This window comes from Streptococcus respiraculi (assembly GCF_003595525.1).
Taxonomy (GTDB): Bacteria; Bacillota; Bacilli; order Lactobacillales; family Streptococcaceae; genus Streptococcus; species Streptococcus respiraculi.
Map to the genome: position 1 here is coordinate 1,114,503 of NZ_CP022680.1, position 20,553 is coordinate 1,135,055.

The 20,553-nt window shown below is 42.7% G+C and carries 19 protein-coding genes; 17 read left to right on the plus strand and 2 right to left on the minus strand.

Annotated features, from left to right (window positions below; genetic code table 11):
- Window positions 1-20 precede the first annotated feature (20 nt).
- From CHF41_RS05615 to CHF41_RS05635, 5 genes are read left to right on the plus strand one after another with little or no spacing between them, the layout of a single operon-like run.
- A complete protein-coding gene (locus CHF41_RS05615; protein WP_119876369.1) occupies window positions 21-1,184 on the plus strand; it encodes a class I SAM-dependent rRNA methyltransferase in 1,164 nt (387 codons plus the stop codon).
- The gene (aroD, locus tag CHF41_RS05620; RefSeq protein ID WP_119876370.1) at window positions 1,181-1,855 is read left to right on the plus strand and encodes a type I 3-dehydroquinate dehydratase; all 675 of its coding nucleotides are present in this window, start codon (window positions 1,181-1,183) and stop codon (window positions 1,853-1,855) included. Before CHF41_RS05615 ends, aroD (CHF41_RS05620) begins: the two co-directional genes overlap by 4 nt.
- Window positions 1,856-3,022 (plus strand): chorismate synthase, encoded by a 1,167-nt coding sequence (gene aroC, locus CHF41_RS05625; protein ID WP_119876371.1) that lies wholly within the window; start codon window positions 1,856-1,858, stop codon window positions 3,020-3,022.
- A 4-nt stretch (window positions 3,023-3,026) separates the two neighbouring features.
- The gene (locus CHF41_RS05630) at window positions 3,027-4,130 is read left to right on the plus strand and encodes a prephenate dehydrogenase (RefSeq protein WP_119876372.1); all 1,104 of its coding nucleotides are present in this window, start codon (window positions 3,027-3,029) and stop codon (window positions 4,128-4,130) included.
- 9 nt (window positions 4,131-4,139) lie between these two features.
- Window positions 4,140-4,478, plus strand: coding sequence for a YlbF/YmcA family competence regulator (locus tag CHF41_RS05635; RefSeq protein WP_119876373.1), 339 nt, complete (start codon window positions 4,140-4,142; stop codon window positions 4,476-4,478).
- Window positions 4,479-4,745: 267 nt separating this feature from the next.
- Here CHF41_RS05635 and CHF41_RS05640 read toward each other — a convergent pair whose 3' ends face one another.
- Window positions 4,746-5,699, minus strand: a complete 954-nt coding sequence (locus CHF41_RS05640; RefSeq protein WP_119876374.1) for an IS30 family transposase — start codon at window positions 5,697-5,699, stop codon at window positions 4,746-4,748.
- A gap of 691 nt (window positions 5,700-6,390) precedes the next feature.
- Here CHF41_RS05640 and CHF41_RS05645 point away from each other — a divergent pair.
- The 4 genes from CHF41_RS05645 (at window position 6,391) to CHF41_RS05660 (ending at window position 10,130) form a co-directional block, all read left to right on the plus strand.
- The gene (locus CHF41_RS05645; protein ID WP_119876375.1) at window positions 6,391-7,362 is read left to right on the plus strand and encodes an ABC transporter substrate-binding protein; all 972 of its coding nucleotides are present in this window, start codon (window positions 6,391-6,393) and stop codon (window positions 7,360-7,362) included.
- A 21-nt stretch (window positions 7,363-7,383) separates the two neighbouring features.
- Window positions 7,384-8,358 (plus strand): ABC transporter substrate-binding protein, encoded by a 975-nt coding sequence (locus CHF41_RS05650; protein WP_119876376.1) that lies wholly within the window; start codon window positions 7,384-7,386, stop codon window positions 8,356-8,358.
- Between the two features lie 61 nt (window positions 8,359-8,419).
- Window positions 8,420-9,316 (plus strand): ABC transporter permease, encoded by an 897-nt coding sequence (locus CHF41_RS05655; protein ID WP_119876377.1) that lies wholly within the window; start codon window positions 8,420-8,422, stop codon window positions 9,314-9,316.
- 13 nt (window positions 9,317-9,329) lie between these two features.
- Window positions 9,330-10,130 carry an ABC transporter ATP-binding protein gene (locus CHF41_RS05660; RefSeq protein ID WP_119876378.1) on the plus strand — a complete coding sequence of 267 codons (801 nt, stop codon included), beginning with the start codon at window positions 9,330-9,332 and terminating at the stop codon, window positions 10,128-10,130.
- Window positions 10,131-10,217: 87 nt separating this feature from the next.
- Here CHF41_RS05660 and CHF41_RS05665 read toward each other — a convergent pair whose 3' ends face one another.
- Entirely contained in the window at window positions 10,218-11,123 is a 906-nt protein-coding gene (locus tag CHF41_RS05665) for a LysR family transcriptional regulator (RefSeq protein ID WP_119876379.1), read from the minus strand.
- 167 nt (window positions 11,124-11,290) lie between these two features.
- On the opposite strand from CHF41_RS05665, the gene CHF41_RS05670 reads away from it, so the two are divergent.
- From CHF41_RS05670 to aroD (CHF41_RS05705), 8 genes are all read left to right on the plus strand, one after another.
- Window positions 11,291-12,127 carry a sugar phosphate isomerase/epimerase family protein gene (locus tag CHF41_RS05670; protein WP_119876380.1) on the plus strand — a complete coding sequence of 279 codons (837 nt, stop codon included), beginning with the start codon at window positions 11,291-11,293 and terminating at the stop codon, window positions 12,125-12,127.
- Between the two features lie 27 nt (window positions 12,128-12,154).
- Window positions 12,155-13,012, plus strand: a complete 858-nt coding sequence (locus CHF41_RS05675; protein WP_119876381.1) for an SDR family NAD(P)-dependent oxidoreductase — start codon at window positions 12,155-12,157, stop codon at window positions 13,010-13,012.
- A 63-nt stretch (window positions 13,013-13,075) separates the two neighbouring features.
- Window positions 13,076-14,392 (plus strand): MFS transporter, encoded by a 1,317-nt coding sequence (locus tag CHF41_RS05680; protein WP_119876382.1) that lies wholly within the window; start codon window positions 13,076-13,078, stop codon window positions 14,390-14,392.
- Between the two features lie 127 nt (window positions 14,393-14,519).
- Window positions 14,520-15,725, plus strand: coding sequence for an MFS transporter (locus tag CHF41_RS05685; RefSeq protein ID WP_119876383.1), 1,206 nt, complete (start codon window positions 14,520-14,522; stop codon window positions 15,723-15,725).
- Between the two features lie 17 nt (window positions 15,726-15,742).
- Window positions 15,743-16,630: a shikimate dehydrogenase gene (locus CHF41_RS05690; RefSeq protein WP_119876384.1), complete on the plus strand. Its 888-nt coding sequence runs from the start codon at window positions 15,743-15,745 to the stop codon at window positions 16,628-16,630.
- 371 nt (window positions 16,631-17,001) lie between these two features.
- A complete protein-coding gene (locus CHF41_RS05695; RefSeq protein ID WP_119876385.1) occupies window positions 17,002-17,958 on the plus strand; it encodes an alpha/beta hydrolase in 957 nt (318 codons plus the stop codon).
- A gap of 11 nt (window positions 17,959-17,969) precedes the next feature.
- Complete coding sequence (locus CHF41_RS05700; RefSeq protein WP_119876386.1) at window positions 17,970-19,292, plus strand: SLC13 family permease; 1,323 nt, start codon at window positions 17,970-17,972, stop codon at window positions 19,290-19,292.
- Window positions 19,293-19,777: 485 nt separating this feature from the next.
- Window positions 19,778-20,551, plus strand: a complete 774-nt coding sequence (aroD, locus tag CHF41_RS05705; RefSeq protein WP_119876387.1) for a type I 3-dehydroquinate dehydratase — start codon at window positions 19,778-19,780, stop codon at window positions 20,549-20,551.
- Window positions 20,552-20,553 lie beyond the last annotated feature (2 nt).

A 20,553-nucleotide genomic window follows, 5' to 3' on the forward strand; every position in this document is an offset into this window, starting at 1 on the left:
AAATTTGGTATAATAAAGGTATGATAGAATTGACAGTAAGCCCCATTGTAGAACGAAAAATTAAGCAGGGAATCTGTGTGCTGGAAGCACGTGATTTTCCGTCTCTTGAGGGAGAAAACACTCTGGCTCATCTGTTCAACCAACAAGGAAAATGGGTAGCTCTAGCCTACCTTTCTACCCAGAATAAGGGAATTGGATGGGTGATTTCCAGAGAAAAAATACTCTTGGATCAAGCGTTTTTCAAGCAACTCTTGTTAGAGGCAAGGCAGAAACGGCATTCTTTTGAGCTTTCAAGTTTGACGACTGCCTATCGCTTGTTTAATCAAGACGGCGATGGCTTTGGTGGTGTCACTATTGACCGCTATAATGATTATGCGGTCTTTTCGTGGTATAATGAGTATATTTATTCCATTAAGGATGAGATTGTGGCAGCCTTTCAGGCAGTTTATCCAGATGTTCTAGGAGCTTACGAAAAGATTCGTTTTAAAGGACTGGACTATGAATCAGCCTACCTTTATGGTGAGGAAGCGCCTGAAGAATTGACTGTTTTTGAAAATGGTGTTGCCTATCAGGTCTTCTTAAACAACGGCTTGATGACTGGGATTTTCCTAGATCAGCACGAGGTCAGAGGAACCTTAGTGGACGGGCTTGCAGCGGGTAAACGTCTCTTGAATATGTTTTCTTATACAGCTGCCTTTTCAGTGGCAGCCGCTATGGGTGGTGCAGTAGAGACGACTTCGGTTGACTTGGCAAAACGATCCAGAGAACTATCTGAAGCGCATTTCAAAGCAAATGGCTTGGAACTAGAAGCGCATCGCTTTTTAGTCATGGATGTTTTTGAATACTTTAAATACGCCAAACGAAAAGGACTCTCTTACGATATGATTGTCCTTGATCCACCAAGTTTTGCGCGCAATAAAAAGCAGACCTTTTCAGTAGCTAAGGACTACCATAAATTGATAGCCCAATCGCTTGATATTCTAAACCCTAAGGGAGTCATTATCGCCTCGACCAATGCATCAAATGTTTCCCTTGAAAAATTTAAAAAAGAAATTGAAAAAGGATTCGGTGGCCACAAGCACCGTTATCTTGAGACCTATCGCTTACCGAGCGATTTTGTGTCCAACAAAAAAGATGAAAGTAGTAATTACCTCAAGGTCTTTACAATACAGGTAGAAAAATGAAAATTGTAGTTCCAATCATGCCTCGTAGTCTCGAGGATGTTGCTAATATTGATTTAGATAGGTTGGCAGGTGCTGACTTGATTGAATGGCGGGCAGATGTTCTTCCCAAAGAAGAGATTTTAACAGTAGCGCCAGCCGTTTTTGAAAAATTTGTTGGTCGTGAAGTGATTTTTACGCTGAGAACTAGCCGTGAAGGTGGTCATATTGAGCTGACCGATGAGGAATACATTCACTTGCTCAAGGAAATCGCAAGTCTCTACCAACCTGAATTTCTTGACTTTGAATATTATTCGCACAAGGAAGTCTTTGATCAGATGCTGGAGTTTCCAAATCTAGTCTTGAGCTACCATAATTTTGAGGAAACCCCCGAAAACTACATGGAAATCATGTCAGAATTGACCAGTTTATCACCAGCGGTTGTTAAGATGGCGGTAATGGCCGAGACTGAGCAGGATGTTTTAGATGTCATGAACTATACTCGTGGCTTTAAGACTCTCAATGCGGAGCAGGCCTATGCGACCATGTCTATGGGACATTTGGGGAAATTATCACGTGTCGCAGGGGTTCTGACAGGTTCTTGCTGGACTTTTGCAAGTCTTGATGAGGTGAGTGCACCGGGACAAATATCCCTTGCAAATGTGCAAAAAATCTTGACTGTATTGGAGGAATAAATGCGTTATTTAACAGCGGGTGAATCTCATGGCCCACGTTTGACAGCCATTATCGAAGGCGTGCCAGCGGGGCTAGCCTTAACCGCAGCGGATATCAATGCTGATTTGAAACGACGCCAAGGCGGCTATGGCCGTGGCGCCAGAATGCAGATTGAAACTGACCAAGTTGAGATTACCTCTGGCGTTCGCCACGGGAAGACAACAGGGGCCCCGATTACACTTCATGTCATCAATAAGGACCATCAAAAATGGTTAGATATCATGGCAGTAGAAGACATTGAAGATCGTTTGAAGAGCAAGCGACGCATCAAGCATCCCCGTCCAGGTCATGCGGATTTGGTCGGTGGCATCAAGTATCGTTTTGATGATTTACGCAATTCCTTGGAGCGATCGAGTGCGCGTGAGACCACTATGCGCGTGGCGGTCGGAGCAGTTGCTAAGCGCATACTTGCAGAGCTAGACATCGAAATTGCCAACCATGTGGTCGTCTTTGGTGGTAAAGAAATCGATGTTCCTGATGGGCTAACAGTCGAAGAAATTCGGACGCGTGCCAGCCAATCAGAAGTGTCGATTGTCAACCCAGAGCGTGAAGAAGAAATCAAGGAGTATATTGACCAAGTCAAGCGGGACGGAGATACCATTGGTGGTGTTGTCGAAACCATTGTCGGCGGTGTTCCAGTCGGTCTTGGTTCGTATGTCCAGTGGGATAGGAAGCTCGATGCCAAGCTTGCTCAAGCTGTTGTATCGATTAATGCGTTTAAAGGTGTTGAATTCGGTCTAGGGTTTCAGGCGGGCTACCGTAAGGGTAGCCAAGTCATGGATGAAATCATCTGGTCCAAAGAGACAGGCTATCATAGATTAAGCAATAACCTCGGTGGCTTTGAGGGTGGTATGACCAACGGCGAGCCAATCGTAGTGCGGGGAGTGATGAAGCCGATTCCGACGCTTTATAAGCCCTTGATGTCTGTTGATATTGATACTCATGAGCCTTATAAGGCAACGGTTGAGCGCTCTGATCCAACGGCTCTTCCTGCTGCAGGTGTTGTCATGGAAGCAGTTGTCGCAACGGTTCTTGCACATGAAATCATAGAGAAATTCTCCGCAGACAACATGGAAGAACTCAAAGAAGCGGTAGCGCAACACCGAACATTTGTGAAAGAATTTTAAGAACATGACAAAAACCATTTATATCGTGGGTTTGGGGCTGATTGGAAGTTCCTTAGCATTAGGCATTCGTAGGGATCATCCAGACTATCGCATTGTGGGCTACAATCGTGGTGAGCAGTCTCGACAGATTGCCCTGGAGCAGGGAATTGTTGATGAAGCGACAGATGACCTGAGCCAATTTACACAAGAAGCGGATGCGATTTTCCTCTGTGTGCCGATTCAGCAGACGATTCGCTTTTTAGAGGCTTTCTCTCATCTGCCTTTGAAAAAAGATGTACTAGTGACAGACGCAGGTTCGACCAAGGAGGCCATTGTTAAAGCTGCGGAAGATTACTTGTCTGCTCGCAAGATTAACTTTATCGGGGGGCATCCGATGGCAGGTAGCCATAAGACAGGTGCTATTGCAGCCGATGTCAATTTGTTTGAAAATGCCTACTACATTTTGACACCGAGCCGTTTGACACGACCAGATGCGATTCCTTGCTTGCAGGACATCTTGTCAGGTTTGCATGCTCGTTTTGTAGAGATTGATGCAAGAGAGCATGATTTTGTTACCAGTCAGATTTCGCATGTGCCCCATGTTCTTGCCTCTAGTTTGATGCACCAGGCTGGCGATTATCGGAAGGAACATCCCTTTACCCAGCACTTTGCGGCGGGTGGTTTCAGAGATATGACCCGAATTGCTGAAAGTGAGCCAGGCATGTGGACGAGTATCCTTCTAACCAATCGCAGTAGCATTATCGAGCGTTTAGAAGAATTTGGAGAGCGTTTAAAGGCTATTCGCTACCTCATTGAAACAGGTGATGCCGATGCTATTTGGCAATTTTTTGACCAAGGGCGGCAGATCCGAAAGGAAATGGAAATCCATAAGCGGGCTGGTGTTGATAGTTTCTACGACCTCTTTATCAATATCCCTGACCAAGAAGATACTATTTTGACCGTTCTTGAGTTGCTTCGAGGGATTTCAGTCGTCAATATCCGTATCAATGAGGATAATCGGGCGGATATTCATGGTATTTTACAAATTACGTTTAAAAATAAAGAAGATTTGGAGCGAGCTGAGGGGATTATTCGGACTCAGACTAGCTATCAGGTTTTCGTAGATTAGGAGACAACTATGGCACAAAATATCTATGATATTGCAAATGAATTGGAACGCAGCATCCGTCAGCTACCTGAATACAGGGCAGTTGAAGCGGTGAAGGTTTCGATTGAGGGGAATAAGGACGCAAAAGAGTTGTTGGAAGGGTACATTTCATTTCAACGCGACGTACAAAATCAATTGCAGGTAGGTCAAATGCCAGCTGATGACGTGCAAGAACGTTTGCAGGATTTTAATAAAAAAATCCAAGCGAATCCTCTTTTGACAGAATACTTTAGCAAACAGCAACAATTATCAATCTATATCGCAGATGTGGAAAAAATTATTTTCCAACCTTTGAATGATTTGTTGTAAGAAGAAAGTGGAGTGGGAGAAGTCACGATTTCGGAGAAATCGACTTCCCTCACTTTTTTATGTTGAAAATAGTTCCCTCTAATCAGAGAAGAGATTTTTTGTCTGAGACTTGCTCTCTCGGCTTTTAGTTCTGTGGATTATTGAATACAGAAGAGAAATTTGCTTGCGTTCGCACTAGCTAAGAAAATATCTAAAAACAAAGAAATTCATGCTTAGTCAAGTATAAATTTCTATATTGTCCAAAAAAAGGCAAATTTCAAGTTCAAGTTAGCCAGTCTGTAAAAATTCTCTAGGAGATTTGTAACCCAATATCTTCTTTGGATAGTTGTTAATCCAGTTTTCAATAAATGTGACTTGTTGTTGAGTCACATTTTTGCTTCTCTTAGGCAACCAACGCCGGATGAGTCTATTATGATTCTCATTAGTTCCCCTCTCCCAAGAGGAATAAGGGTGGGCATAGTAGATATGATCGGGGTCAAAAACTTCTGCTAAACGACTGAATTCAGTCCCGTTATCAGCTGTGATTGAGTTAATTTGATAATCTCTGAGGATCATTTTCAGAGCTTGATTGACTGAAGACGCGGACTTATCGGGAATAAGTCGGATGATTTGATAACGACTCTTTCTATCAGTTAGAGTCAACAGACACTCATTTTTTGCCCGTGTTTGAATAACTGTATCAATTTCAACATCACCAACATTCTCACGTTGATTAATGCTTTCTGGTCGTTCCTCAATCGATTTTCCAGCCGGCTTAAAGTTAGGACTCGCTTGTTTTTTCTTCGTTTTCTCTTTCCGAGGATAAAGCATGTCAGCCTTGGTCAACCCTAAGTGCCCACGATGAATCCAGTAGTAAATGGTGGAGACGGAGGCAGGTATCCCTTTTACTTTTACCATCATCTCAGGAGAGTATTTCTGTTTGATGTAGTGAAGAATTTTTTCTTTGAGTTCCTTGGTTAGGGAAGTTTGCTTCACAGAATGTTTGCGATTATTTTGATAGGTTTTTTGAGCGAAGTCAGCTGAGTAGATTATTTCAAATTTTCCTTTACGCACTTGTTGCCTAACCTGACCACGTTTGACTTCGTTGTGAATGGTTTGAGGAGCCTTCTCTAATCTTCTAGCGATTTCACGATTTGAGAACCCTTCTTGAAGCCAACGCTCAATCATTCTACGCTCAGCTAGTGTCAAATGTTTCCTTTTTGGTGTATAATAGTGTTGCATCTCAGAGTCTTTCTAATTGTTCTTGTGGTGATTACAATTATATCTCTCTGAGATGTTTTTTTATACCCTTGACTGGCTAACTTCATTGTAGAACTTTCGATTGTCCAAAAAAATTGAAAAATCTGAAAATTTGTGTATAAAAATTCTTGACAAGTGGATAAAAATGTATTATCATTTTAATAACCTAAAAGAAATGAGAAATGGAGAACTGCAATATGTTATTGAGTTGTCAACTAACATCAACCAATCATACATATTTCTACAGCTACTTTAGATAGTGTTTGTAGACATGGGAACATGGATACAAACACGGGAACGTTACGTTTGTATCTATGTGGCTGTGGTAGTTTTGACGATGCCTACATAGATGATAGATCTAGATGGCATGTCAAGTCAGTCTGTTTTCATTTTACAGTTGAATTGAGGGACCGTTTAGATGTATCTAAGGCGGTCCCGTTTTTGTAGTCCAGACCCTTTCTACTGACTCTTGGGAGGGGACGCCCGACTGACGAGGGCTGTCAGAAAGAAGATGAGGAAGTTGGCTCATTTTTAAGATCCTGTATTCATAAGCGAAGTCATTCTAAGCTCTTAAATAGAATTATTGAGCTGTGAATACATGTTCTAAGGTCGCTTTCTAGCATAGGGCTAGGAAGATTACTTATTTATTATATTGACAAAGGAGATTTCGATTATGGGGTTTAAACAATTTTTTGCAGGTTCAGTCGCTGTACTTTCTACGCTAGCACTCGTTGCTTGTAGTTCAGGTGAGAAATCAGCAGCATCAGATAGTGACAATGTAAAAGTGGGGATCATTCAGTACGCAGAGCATGATGCGCTCTCATCTGCTCGTAAAGGTTTCTTGGAAGCACTGGACAAGGCTGGATACACCGAAGGAAAAAATCTGACCGTTGATTACCAAAATTCCCAAGGAGATCAAGCGAATTTACAGACAATGGTTGAGCAATTGGCTGGAAAAAATGATGTGAACTTTGCGATTGCGACACCTGCAGCTCAGGCTTTATTGAGTGCAGATAGTGAGACACCGTCTGTCTTTACAGCAGTGACTGATCCAGTCGAAGCGGGTTTGGTAGATTCCTTGAAATCTCCTGGGGGCAGCATGACAGGATCGATTGATGCGACCGATGTGGCAGGACAAATTGAGATGTTGGTGAAGGTTGTGCCAACAGCTAAGACCTTCGGTATTTTCTACAACTCAAGCGAGGTGAATTCAGAAGTTCAAGCCAAAGAAGCGAAGAAATTGTTAGAAGAAAAAGGGATGAAGGTTGTGATTAAGACTGTGACGACCACTAATGATGTGCAGCAAGCAGTTACCTCGCTAGCTGGTCAAGTGGATGCCATTTACTTGCCGACCGATAATACGGTTGCTTCAACGGCTTCTACTATCGGAGATGTCCTCATGAAAGCCAAAGTACCAGCTATGGGAAGCGATGAAGCAGTCTTAGAAGCGACTCTCTTTACATACGGTGTGGATTACCATGCAATTGGTGTTCAAGCGGGTGAATTAGCCGTTAGCATCTTAAAAGGGGAGAAGCCAGCAGATTTGGCAGTCAAAACACCTGAAACAGCTGCCGTTGCCGTCAATGAAGAAATGGCAAAAGCAATTGGTATTGATCCAGTAACGATTAAGGAATTGGGAAAATAAACGATATGGGAGAAAAAGTCTATGAGTAAAATCGGAAAATATCTGCTGAATGCGTCTATCATTGGTCTTAGCGCCCTTGCTTTAGCAGCCTGTTCATCATCGGATAGCAAGAAAGGTAGCAACGATACAGTCAAAGTCGGTATCTTGCAGTATATGGAGCACGATTCTCTATCAGCTGCGCGTAAGGGATTTGAAGCAGAATTGGCAGAAAATGGCTACAAGGAAGGTGAAAAAATTACCCTTGATTACCAAAATGCCCAAGGAGATCAAGCAAATCTCCAAACCATTTCAGAGCAATTGGTGGGAAACAATGATATTATCTTAGCCATTGCAACGCCTGCGGCCCAAAGTTTGGCAACTATTTCAACGGATACCCCTGTTCTTTTCACAGCGGTAACGGATCCGCTATCTGCTGATTTGGTCAGCTCGATTAAGGAACCGGGCGGTCTATTGACAGGAACCAGTGACCAAGCGCCGATTGATAAGCAGATTGAATTGCTCGGACAAGCTGTGCCAAATGCGAAAACGGTTGGTATCTTATATACAACCAGCGAACGCAACTCAGAAGTCCAAGTGGAAGAAGCAAAACCGCTTCTTGAAAAAGCAGGCTATAAGGTGGTAGTCAAAGGGATTTCTAACACCAATGAAGTACAGGATGCTGCGACAAGCCTAATGAAGGCGGTCGATGCAGTCTTTATTCCGACAGACAATACCGTTGCGTCAACTATGACCATGCTTGGGGAATTATCTGTTCAGTATAAAGTACCAGTTATCGGTGGCTCGACTGACATGGTTGATGAAGGGGGCTTGTTGACCTTTGGAACGAACTATGAAGCCCTAGGTCGTCAGACAGCTAAAATGGCTATTAAGATTATCGAGGGTGCCGATCCTGCCAAGACAGCAGTCGAATACCCAGAAACAGTTAACCTACACGTTAACGAAGACATGGCGAAAAAGCTAGGCATTGATACCTCAAAACTTTCTGTATCAAACTAAACTATCAAAAAGCAACGAGGCTGGACACTTTTGTCTCAGCTTCCTATTAAAGGAGAACATTGTGGATCTTATATTATCAAGTATATCGCAAGGACTATTGTGGTCGATTATGGCGATTGGTGTGTATTTAACATTTCGGATTTTAGACATTGCGGATTTGACAGCAGAAGGGGCCTACCCTATGGGGGCTGCAATCTGTGCCACAGGGATTGTTAATGGTATGAATCCCCTACTAGCCACCTTGCTTGCTTTTGTAGGAGGCATGCTTGCGGGTCTTATCTCGGGTTTGCTCCACACCAAAATGAAAATTCCAGCCCTACTAACAGGGATTGTCACTCTGACAGGGCTCTATTCGATTAACTTGAAAATCCTTGGTAAGGCCAATGTGGCACTCTTACGCCAGCATACCTTGGTGAGTCAATTGCAGAAAATGGGCTGGAGTAAAACCTATGCGGTTCTGCTGATCGGTGCGATTTTTGTCGTATCAGTGATTGTTCTTTTGACCTTGTTGTTAAATACGCAGGTTGGTCTTGCTCTTCGTTCAACAGGGGATAATATTCCGATGAGTGAGGCAAATGGTATCAACGTTGATAAGATGAAGATTTACGGCTATATGTTGTCCAATGGCCTAATTGCCCTTTGTGGGGCGCTTCTAACGCAAAACAATGGCTACGCCGATTTGAACTCAGGGACAGGAACTATCGTTATCGGTCTTGCTTCTGTCATCATTGCAGAAGTCATCTTGCGCAATCTTCGTATTGGTTGGCGCTTGGCCTCCGTCGTTCTAGGCTCTGTCATCTATCGGTTGATTATCCTGGCTATTCTTGAAATTCCAGGTATGGATGCGGACTTGGTGAAATTGTTTTCAGCAACTCTTCTTGCTCTTGTCCTCTTTGTGCCAGAATTGCAGAAAAAATGGCAGATTCGCAAGCCAAATCTATCAGAAAAATCAGCTTAGGAGGGATGAGAAGATGACAACAATTTTATCAATTCAAGAGATTCATAAGACCTTCGAAGCAGGGACCATCAATGAAAACCATGTACTGCGTGGGATGAATTTGGATGTTCAAGAAGGGGATTTTATCTCCATTATTGGAGGAAATGGTGCAGGGAAGTCGACCTTGATGAACAGCCTAGCGGGTGCCTTGACGGTTGATTCAGGAGATATTTTACTAGAAGGCAAGTCCATTAAACATGTTCCAGCAGCAAAACGAGCGCGGGAGATTAGCCGGGTCTTTCAAGATCCGAAAATGGGGACGGCATCTCGTCTGACCATTGAAGAAAATATGGCAGTTGCCTATCGTCGTGGTCTTGCCCGTGGCTTGAGCTGGGGAGTGAAAGACAGCGAGCGCAAAATTTTCAAGGAAGCCTTGCAAGAATTGGACTTAGGGCTTGAAAATCGGATGAAGGTAGACACCCAATTTCTATCAGGTGGTCAGCGTCAGGCTTTGACCTTGCTCATGGCCTCGCTCGTCAAACCAAAAGTCTTGCTTCTAGACGAGCATACGGCAGCCCTTGATCCAAAGACCAGTGACATGGTGATGAAGTTGACCAAAAAAATTGTGGAGAAGGACAAGTTGACAGCTTTGATGATTACCCACAATATGGAAAATGCGATTGAATATGGAAATCGTCTGGTCATGCTCCACCAAGGTCGTATTGTTGTGGATGTACGCGGTGAAGAAAAAGCCAATTTGACGGTTCAAGATTTGATGGATTTATTCCATAAAAATAGCGGCCAGAAATTGACCGATGATGAGATGGTGCTCTAATAAGACGGAAAAAGCCCAATTGCTGGGCTTTTTATGTAACAATTCTTCGAATTATGATTCGTGTGATGAACGATTGCCATCACTTGTTCAAACAATATCTCCCAACTCCATTGAAGAAGTAGTGATAAAGTCGATAAAGTTTTTCAAATCTGTTGAGAGTAGCTTATCCTTGCGGTAGGCCGCATAGTAAATACGGGCATCTTTAAGGGCATCCATTTCAATCACTTCGATATCTTCGATGCTACTGAGGAAATCAAACTTGGGAATAATTGCAAGGCCAAAACCTTGAGCGACAAGACCTGCAACTGTTTCATCTTCACTGACTTCAAAGGCAATTTGAGGTTTGTCCTCAAAGGGTTGGTAGAGTTGTTCGATGACAGGGCGGACACCGCTCCGTTTGGAAAACCACACTTGGGGGAAAATTAAGGTATCTTCCAAAGTGACGGTCTCCTGCGCGGAGAGCGGATGCTGTTTGGGAACAATCAAGACTAGGTCTTGAGAGAAGATAGGAATGTAGGAAATTGTAGGGTATTCATCGAGTTTGGAGCAGAATGCCAAGTCGTATTTGTCATGAATGAGGCCCTCGATCATATCAAGGGACATTCCGCTATCATTATGAAAATCAAAGATAGCATCTGTCTCTGGATAGGCTTCGATGAATTTTCGTACGAGTTGGGGAACCGCTTTTCGACCCAGAACTCGGAGAAGGGTCAGATGGATATTAGGCTTGTTGGTATAACGCCGCTGTAAATTTTGCACCCCAGAGTCCAAAATAGCAAGGGAGGACTGGACCGTTGTGTAAAACTCCTTTCCTTGTTCTGTCAGGATAACATTGCGTCCCTGCTTGGTCAACAGAGGTACTTGTAGTTCTTCTTCCAACATGGCAATGGCGTGGCTTAGAGTTGGTTGTGTGATATGCAGGCTCTTTGCTGCATCGGTATAATGCTCTAAATCGGCTAATGTGAGGAAATAGCGGAGATGTTGTAGGTTCATAGGTTATCCTTCCTTTTTGTCATTCTTTCTGCTTACTTTTATTATAGCATAAAATATATAAATTTTTTCTATCAATCCTTGTGAAAAAATTCATTAGTAATTTGTCTTCTTTCGTTTTATAATAAAAACTATAGAAAGTGAAAAAAATAACAAAGGGGGACATAAAGATGTCACATATTTCACCGATTACGATTAGTTCTTGGACTTTGGGCGATCAATGTTGTTTTGAGGACCGTGTGAAAGCAGCGAAAGAAGCTGGTTATGAAGCCATTGGTCTACGAGCTGAGACCTATGTTGATGCTTTAAACGAGGGTTTGACGGATCAAGATATTCTCGCTATACTGGAAAAATATCAAATCGTTGTTTCAGAAGTAGAATACATCGTCCAATGGGCAGAAGCACAAAGAAGTTATGAACAAAAATACAAAGAGCAAATGTGCTTCCATATGTGTCGTCTCTTTAATGTAGGACATATCAACTGTGGTTTGATGGAAAACTATTCAGTTGAATATACAGCTCAAAAATTAAAAGAGCTGTGCCAACGTGCAGGTGATTTGATTATCGGGGTAGAACCGATGCCGTATAGCGGTTTGCCAAACTTTGACAAAGCTTATGCAGTGGTGAAAGAATCAGGTGCTGAAAATGCTATGCTCATCCTTGATACTTGGCATTGGGTACGGGCAGATCAGCCATATAGAGCCTTGACTCCTGAAGAAGCAGCCAAAGTTATTTCAATTCAAATTAATGATGCTTACGAACGTCCATATGCGGCTTCAATCTTACGTGATGAGTCCATGCATGATCGTTTAGCGCCTGGAACAGGTGCAAAAGATACAGCTGGCTTCCTCAAGATGGTCAGAGAAGCTGGCATTTCACCAAAAGTAGTCGGTGTCGAAGTGATTTCAGACGCCATTCTTGCAAAGGGATTGGCAGAAGCAAGTCAATATACCTTCGAACATACCAAAAAAGTTTTGGCTGAAGTATGGCCAGAGTTATTACCATAAATCATACAAGAAAAAGGAGAAACAAAAATGTCAGATAATTGGTTGGGGCTTAGTGGAAAAACAGCAGTTGTAACAGGAGCTGTTGGTGGAATGGGCAAGACAATCGTACAAGAGTTTGCAAAACAAGGAACCAACGTTGTGTTGCTAGATATCCGTGAAGACGCCTTAAAAGAATACGCAGAAGAAATCGCAAGCGAATATGGTGTGAAAACCTTGGCAGTTGCAACCAATTCGACCGTCGAAGCTGATGTGGACCGCGCGGTGGAACTGGCTGTTGAAACATTTGGCCAAGTCGATATTTTGGTCAATACTGCAGCCATGCTTCGGGCTTGTCCGCTTGAAGATCTTCCGCTTGAAGAATGGCGTCAGACAGTGGACATCAATTTGACAGGGTATTTCTTGGTATCACAACGCTTCGGTCGTCAGTTTATCAAGCAAGGAAAAGGAAATATGGTTCATATTTCAACCATTGCCTCTGTTTTCCCTGAAACCTATTCAGCAGCCTATAGTTCAACCAAGGCTGGTGTTAATATGATGTCACGCCAGATGGCAGCAGAATGGGGACAATTTGGTGTTCGTAGCAATTGTATTCAACCATGTTTTGTGAAAACACCATTGTCAGAAGCTTTCTATGCCGATCCAGTTGTTGAAGAAGGACGCAAGGCTCTTACAGCTAACAAACGGATTGGAAATACCATGGATATTGCCAATGCAGTCTTGTATCTTGCAAGTGATCGGTCTGATTATACAAATGGCCACGAGTTACGTGTAGAAGGTGGATTTGGCATCATGATGGGAGACCAAACACCAAAACCTGGCGGTCGCCGTGAATATGCCATCAAAGAACATGACGCCTATTTAGAACGTTTAAAAGGAAATAGCTAATATTCCTTTTGAACATCACCATTTCTTTGAATATACTATCTTATTGAAGGGATTATGACATAAATGTTTAAGAATAATAAATACAACTTTTCAGCGATGTTGCTCTGGATGGCTTACTTCTGCCATGGTATCCAGGCACTGACAATTTCTCAAAATGCAAAATTCTTTGCGGTCAAATGGAATTTGATTAGCGCTGCGGATTTAACAGATCCAGATAAAATGAAGATTGCGACAGCAGCTGTCCTAGGTGCGATTGCCTGGACAGGGATTGGGAAGATTTCTTTCCTTGTCTTCTCTGGTCCACTTTCAGATAAAATCGGTCGCAAGCCATTGATTGTTGCAGGTTTGTTTGGGTATGTCTTGATGTTTGGCGCTTTCTTGTTTGCAACAGATATTTTCCTTGCTAAAGTTCTAGGATTTGTAGGAGGAGCGATGACATCCTTGTTTGATGGAGCTATCAACCCAGCCTTGTTTGAAATGTATCCTGAAAACAAAGCAACAGCCTCTATCCTCAGCAAGGCCTTGATTTCGATTTCATCCATCTTGTATCCACTGTTTGTTGCCTTCCTCGTAACCAATAGCCTCAGCCCACAAATTGGGATCATCGTACCATTTGTCTTAAGTTTACTTGTGCTCATCGGTGTTGTCTTTGCTCATTTCCCAGATGCGGACTTGCAAAAAGCAGAGAAACTCTCTCCATCAGAAGCTATTCGTCAATTGGAAACACGTCAAAGTGCTGCTGGTGCTGGTGCTAACAGCGGTCTTGTGAAGAAGAATCAAGGAAACTTTGCAATTGACGGTGTTGTCTTACCGCTTTTTGCCTTGACCATTTATTCAAACTTCTATCTTTTCCAACAAGCATCAAAAATCTACGCGCAAAACGTTCTCAACATGTCTGAGACAGCAGCAGCATCTGTTACCTCTCTCTACCAATTGGGTGGATTAGTAGCGACTATTGTTTTCTCACTCATGATGGCGCGTGGTATCCGTGATATTGCGATTCTTGTTGTCAGCCCAGTCTTTGCGGGACTTGCAGGTTTGGTGGTTTTCCTTTTCCCAAGTCCTACTACCCTAACGGTTGCAGGAGTCATCGTTGGATTCTGTTCAGCCGGTGGTTTGCTCCAAATGGGAAATGCAGTCTTGAACCAATTCTTTGATACCAACAAAGGTCGCAATACAAGTATTTACTACTTTGTAATGGCGCTTGGTTCTTACATCGTGCCACAATTGGCTGCTAGCTTGATTGCGTCAGGAAAAGCAGAAATCATTATGGTGATTGTAGCAGTAACAGGTATTGCGTCAGCAGCCTTGATGTTGTTTGCAGGAACACGCTACCGCCATATCTTTGGAGTATCTATTTTTTCAAACTCTAAAAAATAAAGCATGATTATAAAGCGGAAACTCCAACAAAATCGATTTGTCGGAGCTTCTGCATGCTGTCATCTAAAAAGCAGGAGAATCTGTCTTTACAATACTGTTTTGGAATGAGAGGGGAAGTAGGATTCTTGTGAGCAAAAACAAATATATACCGACCATCAGCAGTCTATATGTGAACTATATTTTCCAGGGAATTGCGACGATTATCGTATCGCAAAATATGTCTGTCTTGCGGGAGAACTGGGGAGCGAGTATCAGTCAAATTACCCTTGTTATTAGCGCAATTGGGCTAGGACGTATTTTAAGTATCAATGCGGCTGGGGTGATTTCCGATACCCTTGGACGCAGACGTGCGGTACTATTGGGGATTATCTCCTATGTCATTTTCTTTATCGGCTTGCTCCTTGCGCCGAATTACATTGTGGCCTTCATCATCTCGATTTTTGCTGGATTTGGGAATGCCTTTTTGGATACGAGTACCTATCCAGTCGTTGTTGAAGCCTTTGAAAGCCGCAATAGTAATAGTGCTTTGAGTGTCTTAAACAAGGCTTTCATCTCCATGGGACAATTTGTTTTTCCCATTATTACGAGTTTCATTTTAAAAAATGGACACTATTTTGGCTGGACCTTCATCGTATCAGCTGTCTGCATGGCTTTGAATTTAGTAGTTTCTTTGAAACTACCATTTCCAATAGTTGAGAAAAAGTCAGATGTTGAGGTGCAAGCGACCGTAGATGTAGAGCCAATAACTCGTCATCGTCAGGCGAATTTTAAAGTAGAAGGTTTTGCTCTTCTAGCCTTTTCTTTCGTATCTGTTTCGCTCTTTAATATTTATATTACTTGGATTCCATCCTTTGCCCAACATGCGATTGGAATGGCAGAAGCAGATAGTCTAGTTTTGGTTAGTGCTTATAGCATCTTCTCCTTTATCTCAGTCTTTCTCACATCCTTTATTGTCAATCGTGGTATCAATATTCCTGTCTTTATGATTTGTTGTACCACAATGACAGGCTTGGCCCTGCTCTTGATGATTGCCATGCCTAACCTTTATACGGTGATACTTTCAACCTTTGTAGTCGGCTTTTTTGCCGCAGGAGGAATCTGGCAGCTCGGACTTGCTATTTTGCTTGAATTTTTCCCATTCAAGCGTGGTTTGATTACCAGCTACTATTCGCTTGCGACTTCGATTGCAGTCATGGGGATTCCCTATTTGACTGGAGTTTTAGCAGAACACAATTTAAATCATGTGTTCATCTTGATTATTAGTTTAGCCTTTCTAGGCTCCCTTTGTTTATACATCGTACATAAACGTTACCAAACCATTTTTTACAAATAATAGAAAGAGGTATTCACATGTCAGAACGTTTGTCAGGACACACCTTATTAGTTAGCTTGATTGCTACTCCAATCCGCCACAGTCTCTCACCAAAAATGCACAATGAGGCATACGCTAAATTGGGCCTAGACTATGCTTACTTGGCTTTTGAAGTTGGAAATGAAGAATTAGCAGATGCAGTACAAGGTATCCGTGCCTTGGGCATCCGTGGTTCAAACGTTTCAATGCCAAACAAACAGGCCATCATTCCTTACTTAGATGAATTATCACCAGCAGCCGAATTGGTCGGTGCGGTCAATACCGTTGTCAATAAGGACGGCAAGGGTCACCTAGTTGGCCACTGTACAGATGGTACAGGAGCCGTACGTGCCTTAGCAGCAGAAGGAGTTGATGTCAAAGACCAAGTGATTACCCTAGCAGGTGCTGGTGGAGCTGGAACAGCGATTGCAATCCAACTAGGACTTGACGGTGCAAAAGAAGTGCGTATTTTCAATATCAAGGACAAATGCTATGAAAATGCAGAAAGAACCGTTGAGAAATTAAACACTCGTACAGAGACAAAAGCAACCTTGCATGACTTAGAAGACACAGAAGCCTTCTATCAATCAATTGCAGAAAGCTCGATCTTTATTGACGCGACTGGGGTGGGTATGAAACCATTGGAAGGTCAAAAATTGATTAATGACCCAGCGGTAATCCGTCCTGACTTGGTAGTCTTTGATGTGGTTTATAGCCCAGCAGAAACAGAATTGCTCCGCTTTGCAAAAGAACACGGTGCCAAAAAAGCCATCAATGGTATCGGCATGATGATTTACCAAGGGGCAGAAGCCTTTAAACTTCATACAGGCGAGGACATGCCAGTTGATTACATCCGTGAACTTTTCTTCGGTGATGAAGCGAAATAAGATAACAAAATAGCCTTTGAAAAATCTCACTTTCCATTTTCAAGGCTAGTAAGAAGGCGTGGGACAGACCCTGATGAGCTCGTAGTACTCATTAGGGTTTGTCCTACGCTCTTTTTGTATTATTTGAAACTCTGCGGAATTGGCTTGCGTCCGCCCTATCTAATAAAGTATCGAAAAATGCTAATGTTGATAGTAATAGACTATAAGAAAGTATTGAGTATTGAAAATGTTACTTTCTTGTGTAATGGAGTATAAAATGATAGAAAAAATTTATGAATCCGCTCTTAAAATTTCATAGAAAAGTATGTGAAAAAAATATCAATCTCATGATAAAATAAGAGTGAAGAAGAATAGAAGAGAGGAAGAACCGTATGAAATTACAATCTTTTCCAGGTTATGAACACCATTTATTGAGCTATATTGCGGATGGTGGTGAGGAAACCTTGCGCCATAAGCAATTGCAGGGAGAAGCCATGATGCGCTATGAATTGCCAGAGGGAATGACCATGGAGGATCGATTGATTCCAGGACCAGAAGAAGGACAGGAGTTGAAGATTCGAGTCTTTACACCAGCTGGCTTGCCAGACAAGGCTCCGATGATTCTGGATATTCATGGTGGTGCCTTTGTTGCAGGAAGTGTAGAGATTGATAATGCGCGCTGTATCGCACTGGCTGAGCGTGTACCCGCAATTGTTGTTTCAGTAGAGTACCGTTTGTGTGGTGCAACAGGGTATGCCTTCCCAGTTCCGCTAGAGGATTGCCATTCAGCTTATCTCTATCTTCATGAGCATGCTGCTGAATTTGGAGGCGATGGTGAGAAGATTGGCCTTCATGGATCGAGTGCTGGAGGTACGATAGCTGGAGGTTTGGCTCTCTATCTGCGTGACCGAAATGAGCCTGCTCCATCTCTCACAGTGCTAAATTGTGCAGCATTTGACACAGCTGTTGAAGAAAGCTATTCATTTCAGCAACTTGTTCAATTAAAGATGGGACCAGATAAGAAGGCGATGGGAGCAGAAGCAACCTATCTAGGTGGTTATAATGGACAACAACCTTCTTACTATGCCTTTCCAGCCTTTTGCCATGATTTGGGTGGTTTAGGACCAACTATGATTATTGCTGGAGAGTACGATACATTACGAGATGCGTCCATGGCTTATAGTCAACGCTTACTACGTGCTGGCGTTCCTTGCGAACTATTTCTTGCACCAAGGTTAGGACATTGCTTTACAGCAGCGCCCCATCCATATACTGATTTTGTTCACGATTTGATGGCTTGGTCTTTCAAACGTGAGTTTGGCTTACTAGAAGAATTGAAAAAAGACTAGGAGGAAAGAGAATGAGTCCAGCAATTCTTGCCTTAATCATGCTTGCGATTGTCGTAGCATGTATTGTATCCAATAAAGTACCAATGAACTTTGTCATGTTTGTGGTTCCGGTTGTGTTTGGCTTGCTTATGGGGTATGATATTCTACAGTTGAGTGGGTTTATCTTGGCACAGATTAATACCATGATGGCACAGACAGGTTATATGTTACTCTTTGGTCTGATTTATTTTACTATGGTGACCGAGACAGGTATGTTTGATACCATCATTACTGCCGTCATGAAAAAGATTGGTCATCGCTTAAATATCGTGGGAATTATGGTCTTGACCACTGTCCTAGGCGCCATTGCGTATCTGACAGCCAATATGTCCACTACCTATCTAATCGTCTTTCCGATTATGATTCCGCTCTATAAAAAATTCCAATTGGATCGCAGGGTGGCCTTTATCATCTGTCAAACAGCGATTGCAGCCATGTGTTGGCTCCCTTGGGGAATTGGTCTGGTCATGTCCGCAACTATGGCAGGAACAGAGGCAGAGTCTCTGGCTCAGGCTTCCATTCCATGGGGCTTGTGTTTCCTACCAGCCATTGTCTTGCAGTATGTCTACTTCGCCTACCGTCATAAGAAGCAGTACCAGCGGTTGGGCTTACCAGAGGGAGAAACACTGGAGGCTTCTGCTACGGTGGAAGAAAAACCAAATGCCCGTCCAGCCTTCTTTTGGTTCAATCTAGCCGTTTTCGTGATGGTCATTATCGGCTTGGCCTACTTCAAATTGCCATCCTATCTTGTCTTTATTGCAGCTTCGATTGTAACAGCGATTATCAACTATCCAAACGATTTTGGTAGTATTTGGAACAAGGCAGGTGGAACCTTCTTTAACGTGCTTTTGATGCTGATTGCCATCTGTTTTTACCTAGCTATTTTTAATGCAGCACCAGAAGATGGTAGTGGCTTGTCTATGGTCGCTTCGCTGGCTCAATTGTTAGAAACAGTATTTCCAGCCTTTCTCATTCGCTACATTCATATTATTTTCTTGTTACTAGCAGTTCCGATTATCTACTTTGTTCCGTATCAGCTCTACAATGCCTTTTATCCGCTCTTTATTTCCATTGGAGCAAGTTTTGGTCTCTCACCGATTGCCGTCATCGCACCATTTGTATGTAATTTGGCTTTGGCAACCAGTGTGACACCGATGAATTCATCTACCTATGTGGGAGCGACCCTCTGTGAGATTGAAGTGAATGATTTTACGAGATACGGAGCGAAGGTCATGATGGTGACCAATGTGATTGTCGTCTTGACAGCCTTGCTATGCGGCCTACTGACTTTTTAAAAAATACTATACGAGCGAGTTCGGGAGTGGGAAACATGGTTTCCTGCTCTTTTTAGTATTCCCTGAGCCGAGACTCCAATTTTTCCTACTCCCCGATTACAATCAAAGTCCGTATTTTGGGATACTTTCTTAAATAGTGCGGGCACAAGCAACCTTGTATTTCCGACCTTTAACAGTCCACTGGACTGTTGAAGCAATCTTAAGCCTAAGAACTCAAAAATGCCGGGACTAGTAACTCCTTTGCTGTTGCTAGTCATTCCACTATTTTGTATGTATCGTCTTGGCTCACTTCGCTCAATCCATTTTCTTAAAAAGTAGATATTTATAAGATAAAATAGTTATTTTCGATTTTCATTGAGTATCAGATGACAATCGAAGTCTAAAACATAGATGAAATCTATTGATCGGCAAAATATATCTATTAGATTTGGTAGGCAGGATTTGGTATAATTTTAAGTGAATATTATCACAAAAAGGTGGTTGACATGAAAGATAATTTTAACTATGTAACGGTTGGAGATGTCACATTTGGCAAGGGAAGACCTAAAATTATTGTGCCTTTAGTGGGCAAAACAGCAGAGGATATTTTAGCAGCAGCGGTACAAGCAAAGACCTTGGATTGCGATGTGATTGAGTGGCGCATTGACTTTTACGAGGATGTGGAGAATCCAGCAAAAGTAGCAGAGCTTTCGCATCACGTTCGAGAAGCAGCGGGAAAACCTGTTCTTGTCACCTTCCGTACGGCTAAAGAGGGCGGTGTCCTAGAGATTTCAGATGAGCTCTACTTTGAAATTTATCGTGCTGTCTTAGAAAATGGCCATGCAGATTTGATGGACGTTGAACTTTTCATGCCAGAAAAAGAAGTGGAAGGGCTCATTGCCCTTGCAAATGTAAAAGGTGTTAAGATTGTCATGTGTAACCATGACTTTGATGCCACACCTGCTAAGGATGAGATTGTTCGCAGACTCCGTCTCATGGAAGAAAAGAATGCGGACATTTGTAAGATTGCGGTGATGCCTCAGTCAAATCAAGATGTTTTGACCTTGCTTCAAGCAACCGCTGAGGTCTATGAAACAGCAAGTCGTCCATTGATTACTATGTCAATGGGAGCGCTCGGTATGGTCAGTCGCGTTAGTGGTGAAGTCTTTGGATCTTCCGCAACCTTTGGAGCAGCCGCACAGGCTTCTGCTCCTGGACAAGTACCAGTTACCGTTTTACGCGAGATATTAGCTACTTTAAAATTAACAAATGAGGAATAAGA

Coding starts and splice junctions, on each gene's coding strand:
- CHF41_RS05615 (WP_119876369.1), top strand. CDS start 21: ATGATAGAATTGACAGTAAGCCCCATTGTAGAACGAAAAATTAAGCAG.
- aroD (WP_119876370.1), top strand. CDS start 1,181: ATGAAAATTGTAGTTCCAATCATGCCTCGTAGTCTCGAGGATGTTGCT.
- aroC (WP_119876371.1), top strand. CDS start 1,856: ATGCGTTATTTAACAGCGGGTGAATCTCATGGCCCACGTTTGACAGCC.
- CHF41_RS05630 (WP_119876372.1), top strand. CDS start 3,027: ATGACAAAAACCATTTATATCGTGGGTTTGGGGCTGATTGGAAGTTCC.
- CHF41_RS05635 (WP_119876373.1), top strand. CDS start 4,140: ATGGCACAAAATATCTATGATATTGCAAATGAATTGGAACGCAGCATC.
- CHF41_RS05640 (WP_119876374.1), bottom strand. CDS start 5,699: ATGCAACACTATTATACACCAAAAAGGAAACATTTGACACTAGCTGAG.
- CHF41_RS05645 (WP_119876375.1), top strand. CDS start 6,391: ATGGGGTTTAAACAATTTTTTGCAGGTTCAGTCGCTGTACTTTCTACG.
- CHF41_RS05650 (WP_119876376.1), top strand. CDS start 7,384: ATGAGTAAAATCGGAAAATATCTGCTGAATGCGTCTATCATTGGTCTT.
- CHF41_RS05660 (WP_119876378.1), top strand. CDS start 9,330: ATGACAACAATTTTATCAATTCAAGAGATTCATAAGACCTTCGAAGCA.
- CHF41_RS05665 (WP_119876379.1), bottom strand. CDS start 11,123: ATGAACCTACAACATCTCCGCTATTTCCTCACATTAGCCGATTTAGAG.
- CHF41_RS05670 (WP_119876380.1), top strand. CDS start 11,291: ATGTCACATATTTCACCGATTACGATTAGTTCTTGGACTTTGGGCGAT.
- CHF41_RS05675 (WP_119876381.1), top strand. CDS start 12,155: ATGTCAGATAATTGGTTGGGGCTTAGTGGAAAAACAGCAGTTGTAACA.
- CHF41_RS05680 (WP_119876382.1), top strand. CDS start 13,076: ATGTTTAAGAATAATAAATACAACTTTTCAGCGATGTTGCTCTGGATG.
- CHF41_RS05690 (WP_119876384.1), top strand. CDS start 15,743: ATGTCAGAACGTTTGTCAGGACACACCTTATTAGTTAGCTTGATTGCT.
- CHF41_RS05695 (WP_119876385.1), top strand. CDS start 17,002: ATGAAATTACAATCTTTTCCAGGTTATGAACACCATTTATTGAGCTAT.
- CHF41_RS05700 (WP_119876386.1), top strand. CDS start 17,970: ATGAGTCCAGCAATTCTTGCCTTAATCATGCTTGCGATTGTCGTAGCA.
- aroD (WP_119876387.1), top strand. CDS start 19,778: ATGAAAGATAATTTTAACTATGTAACGGTTGGAGATGTCACATTTGGC.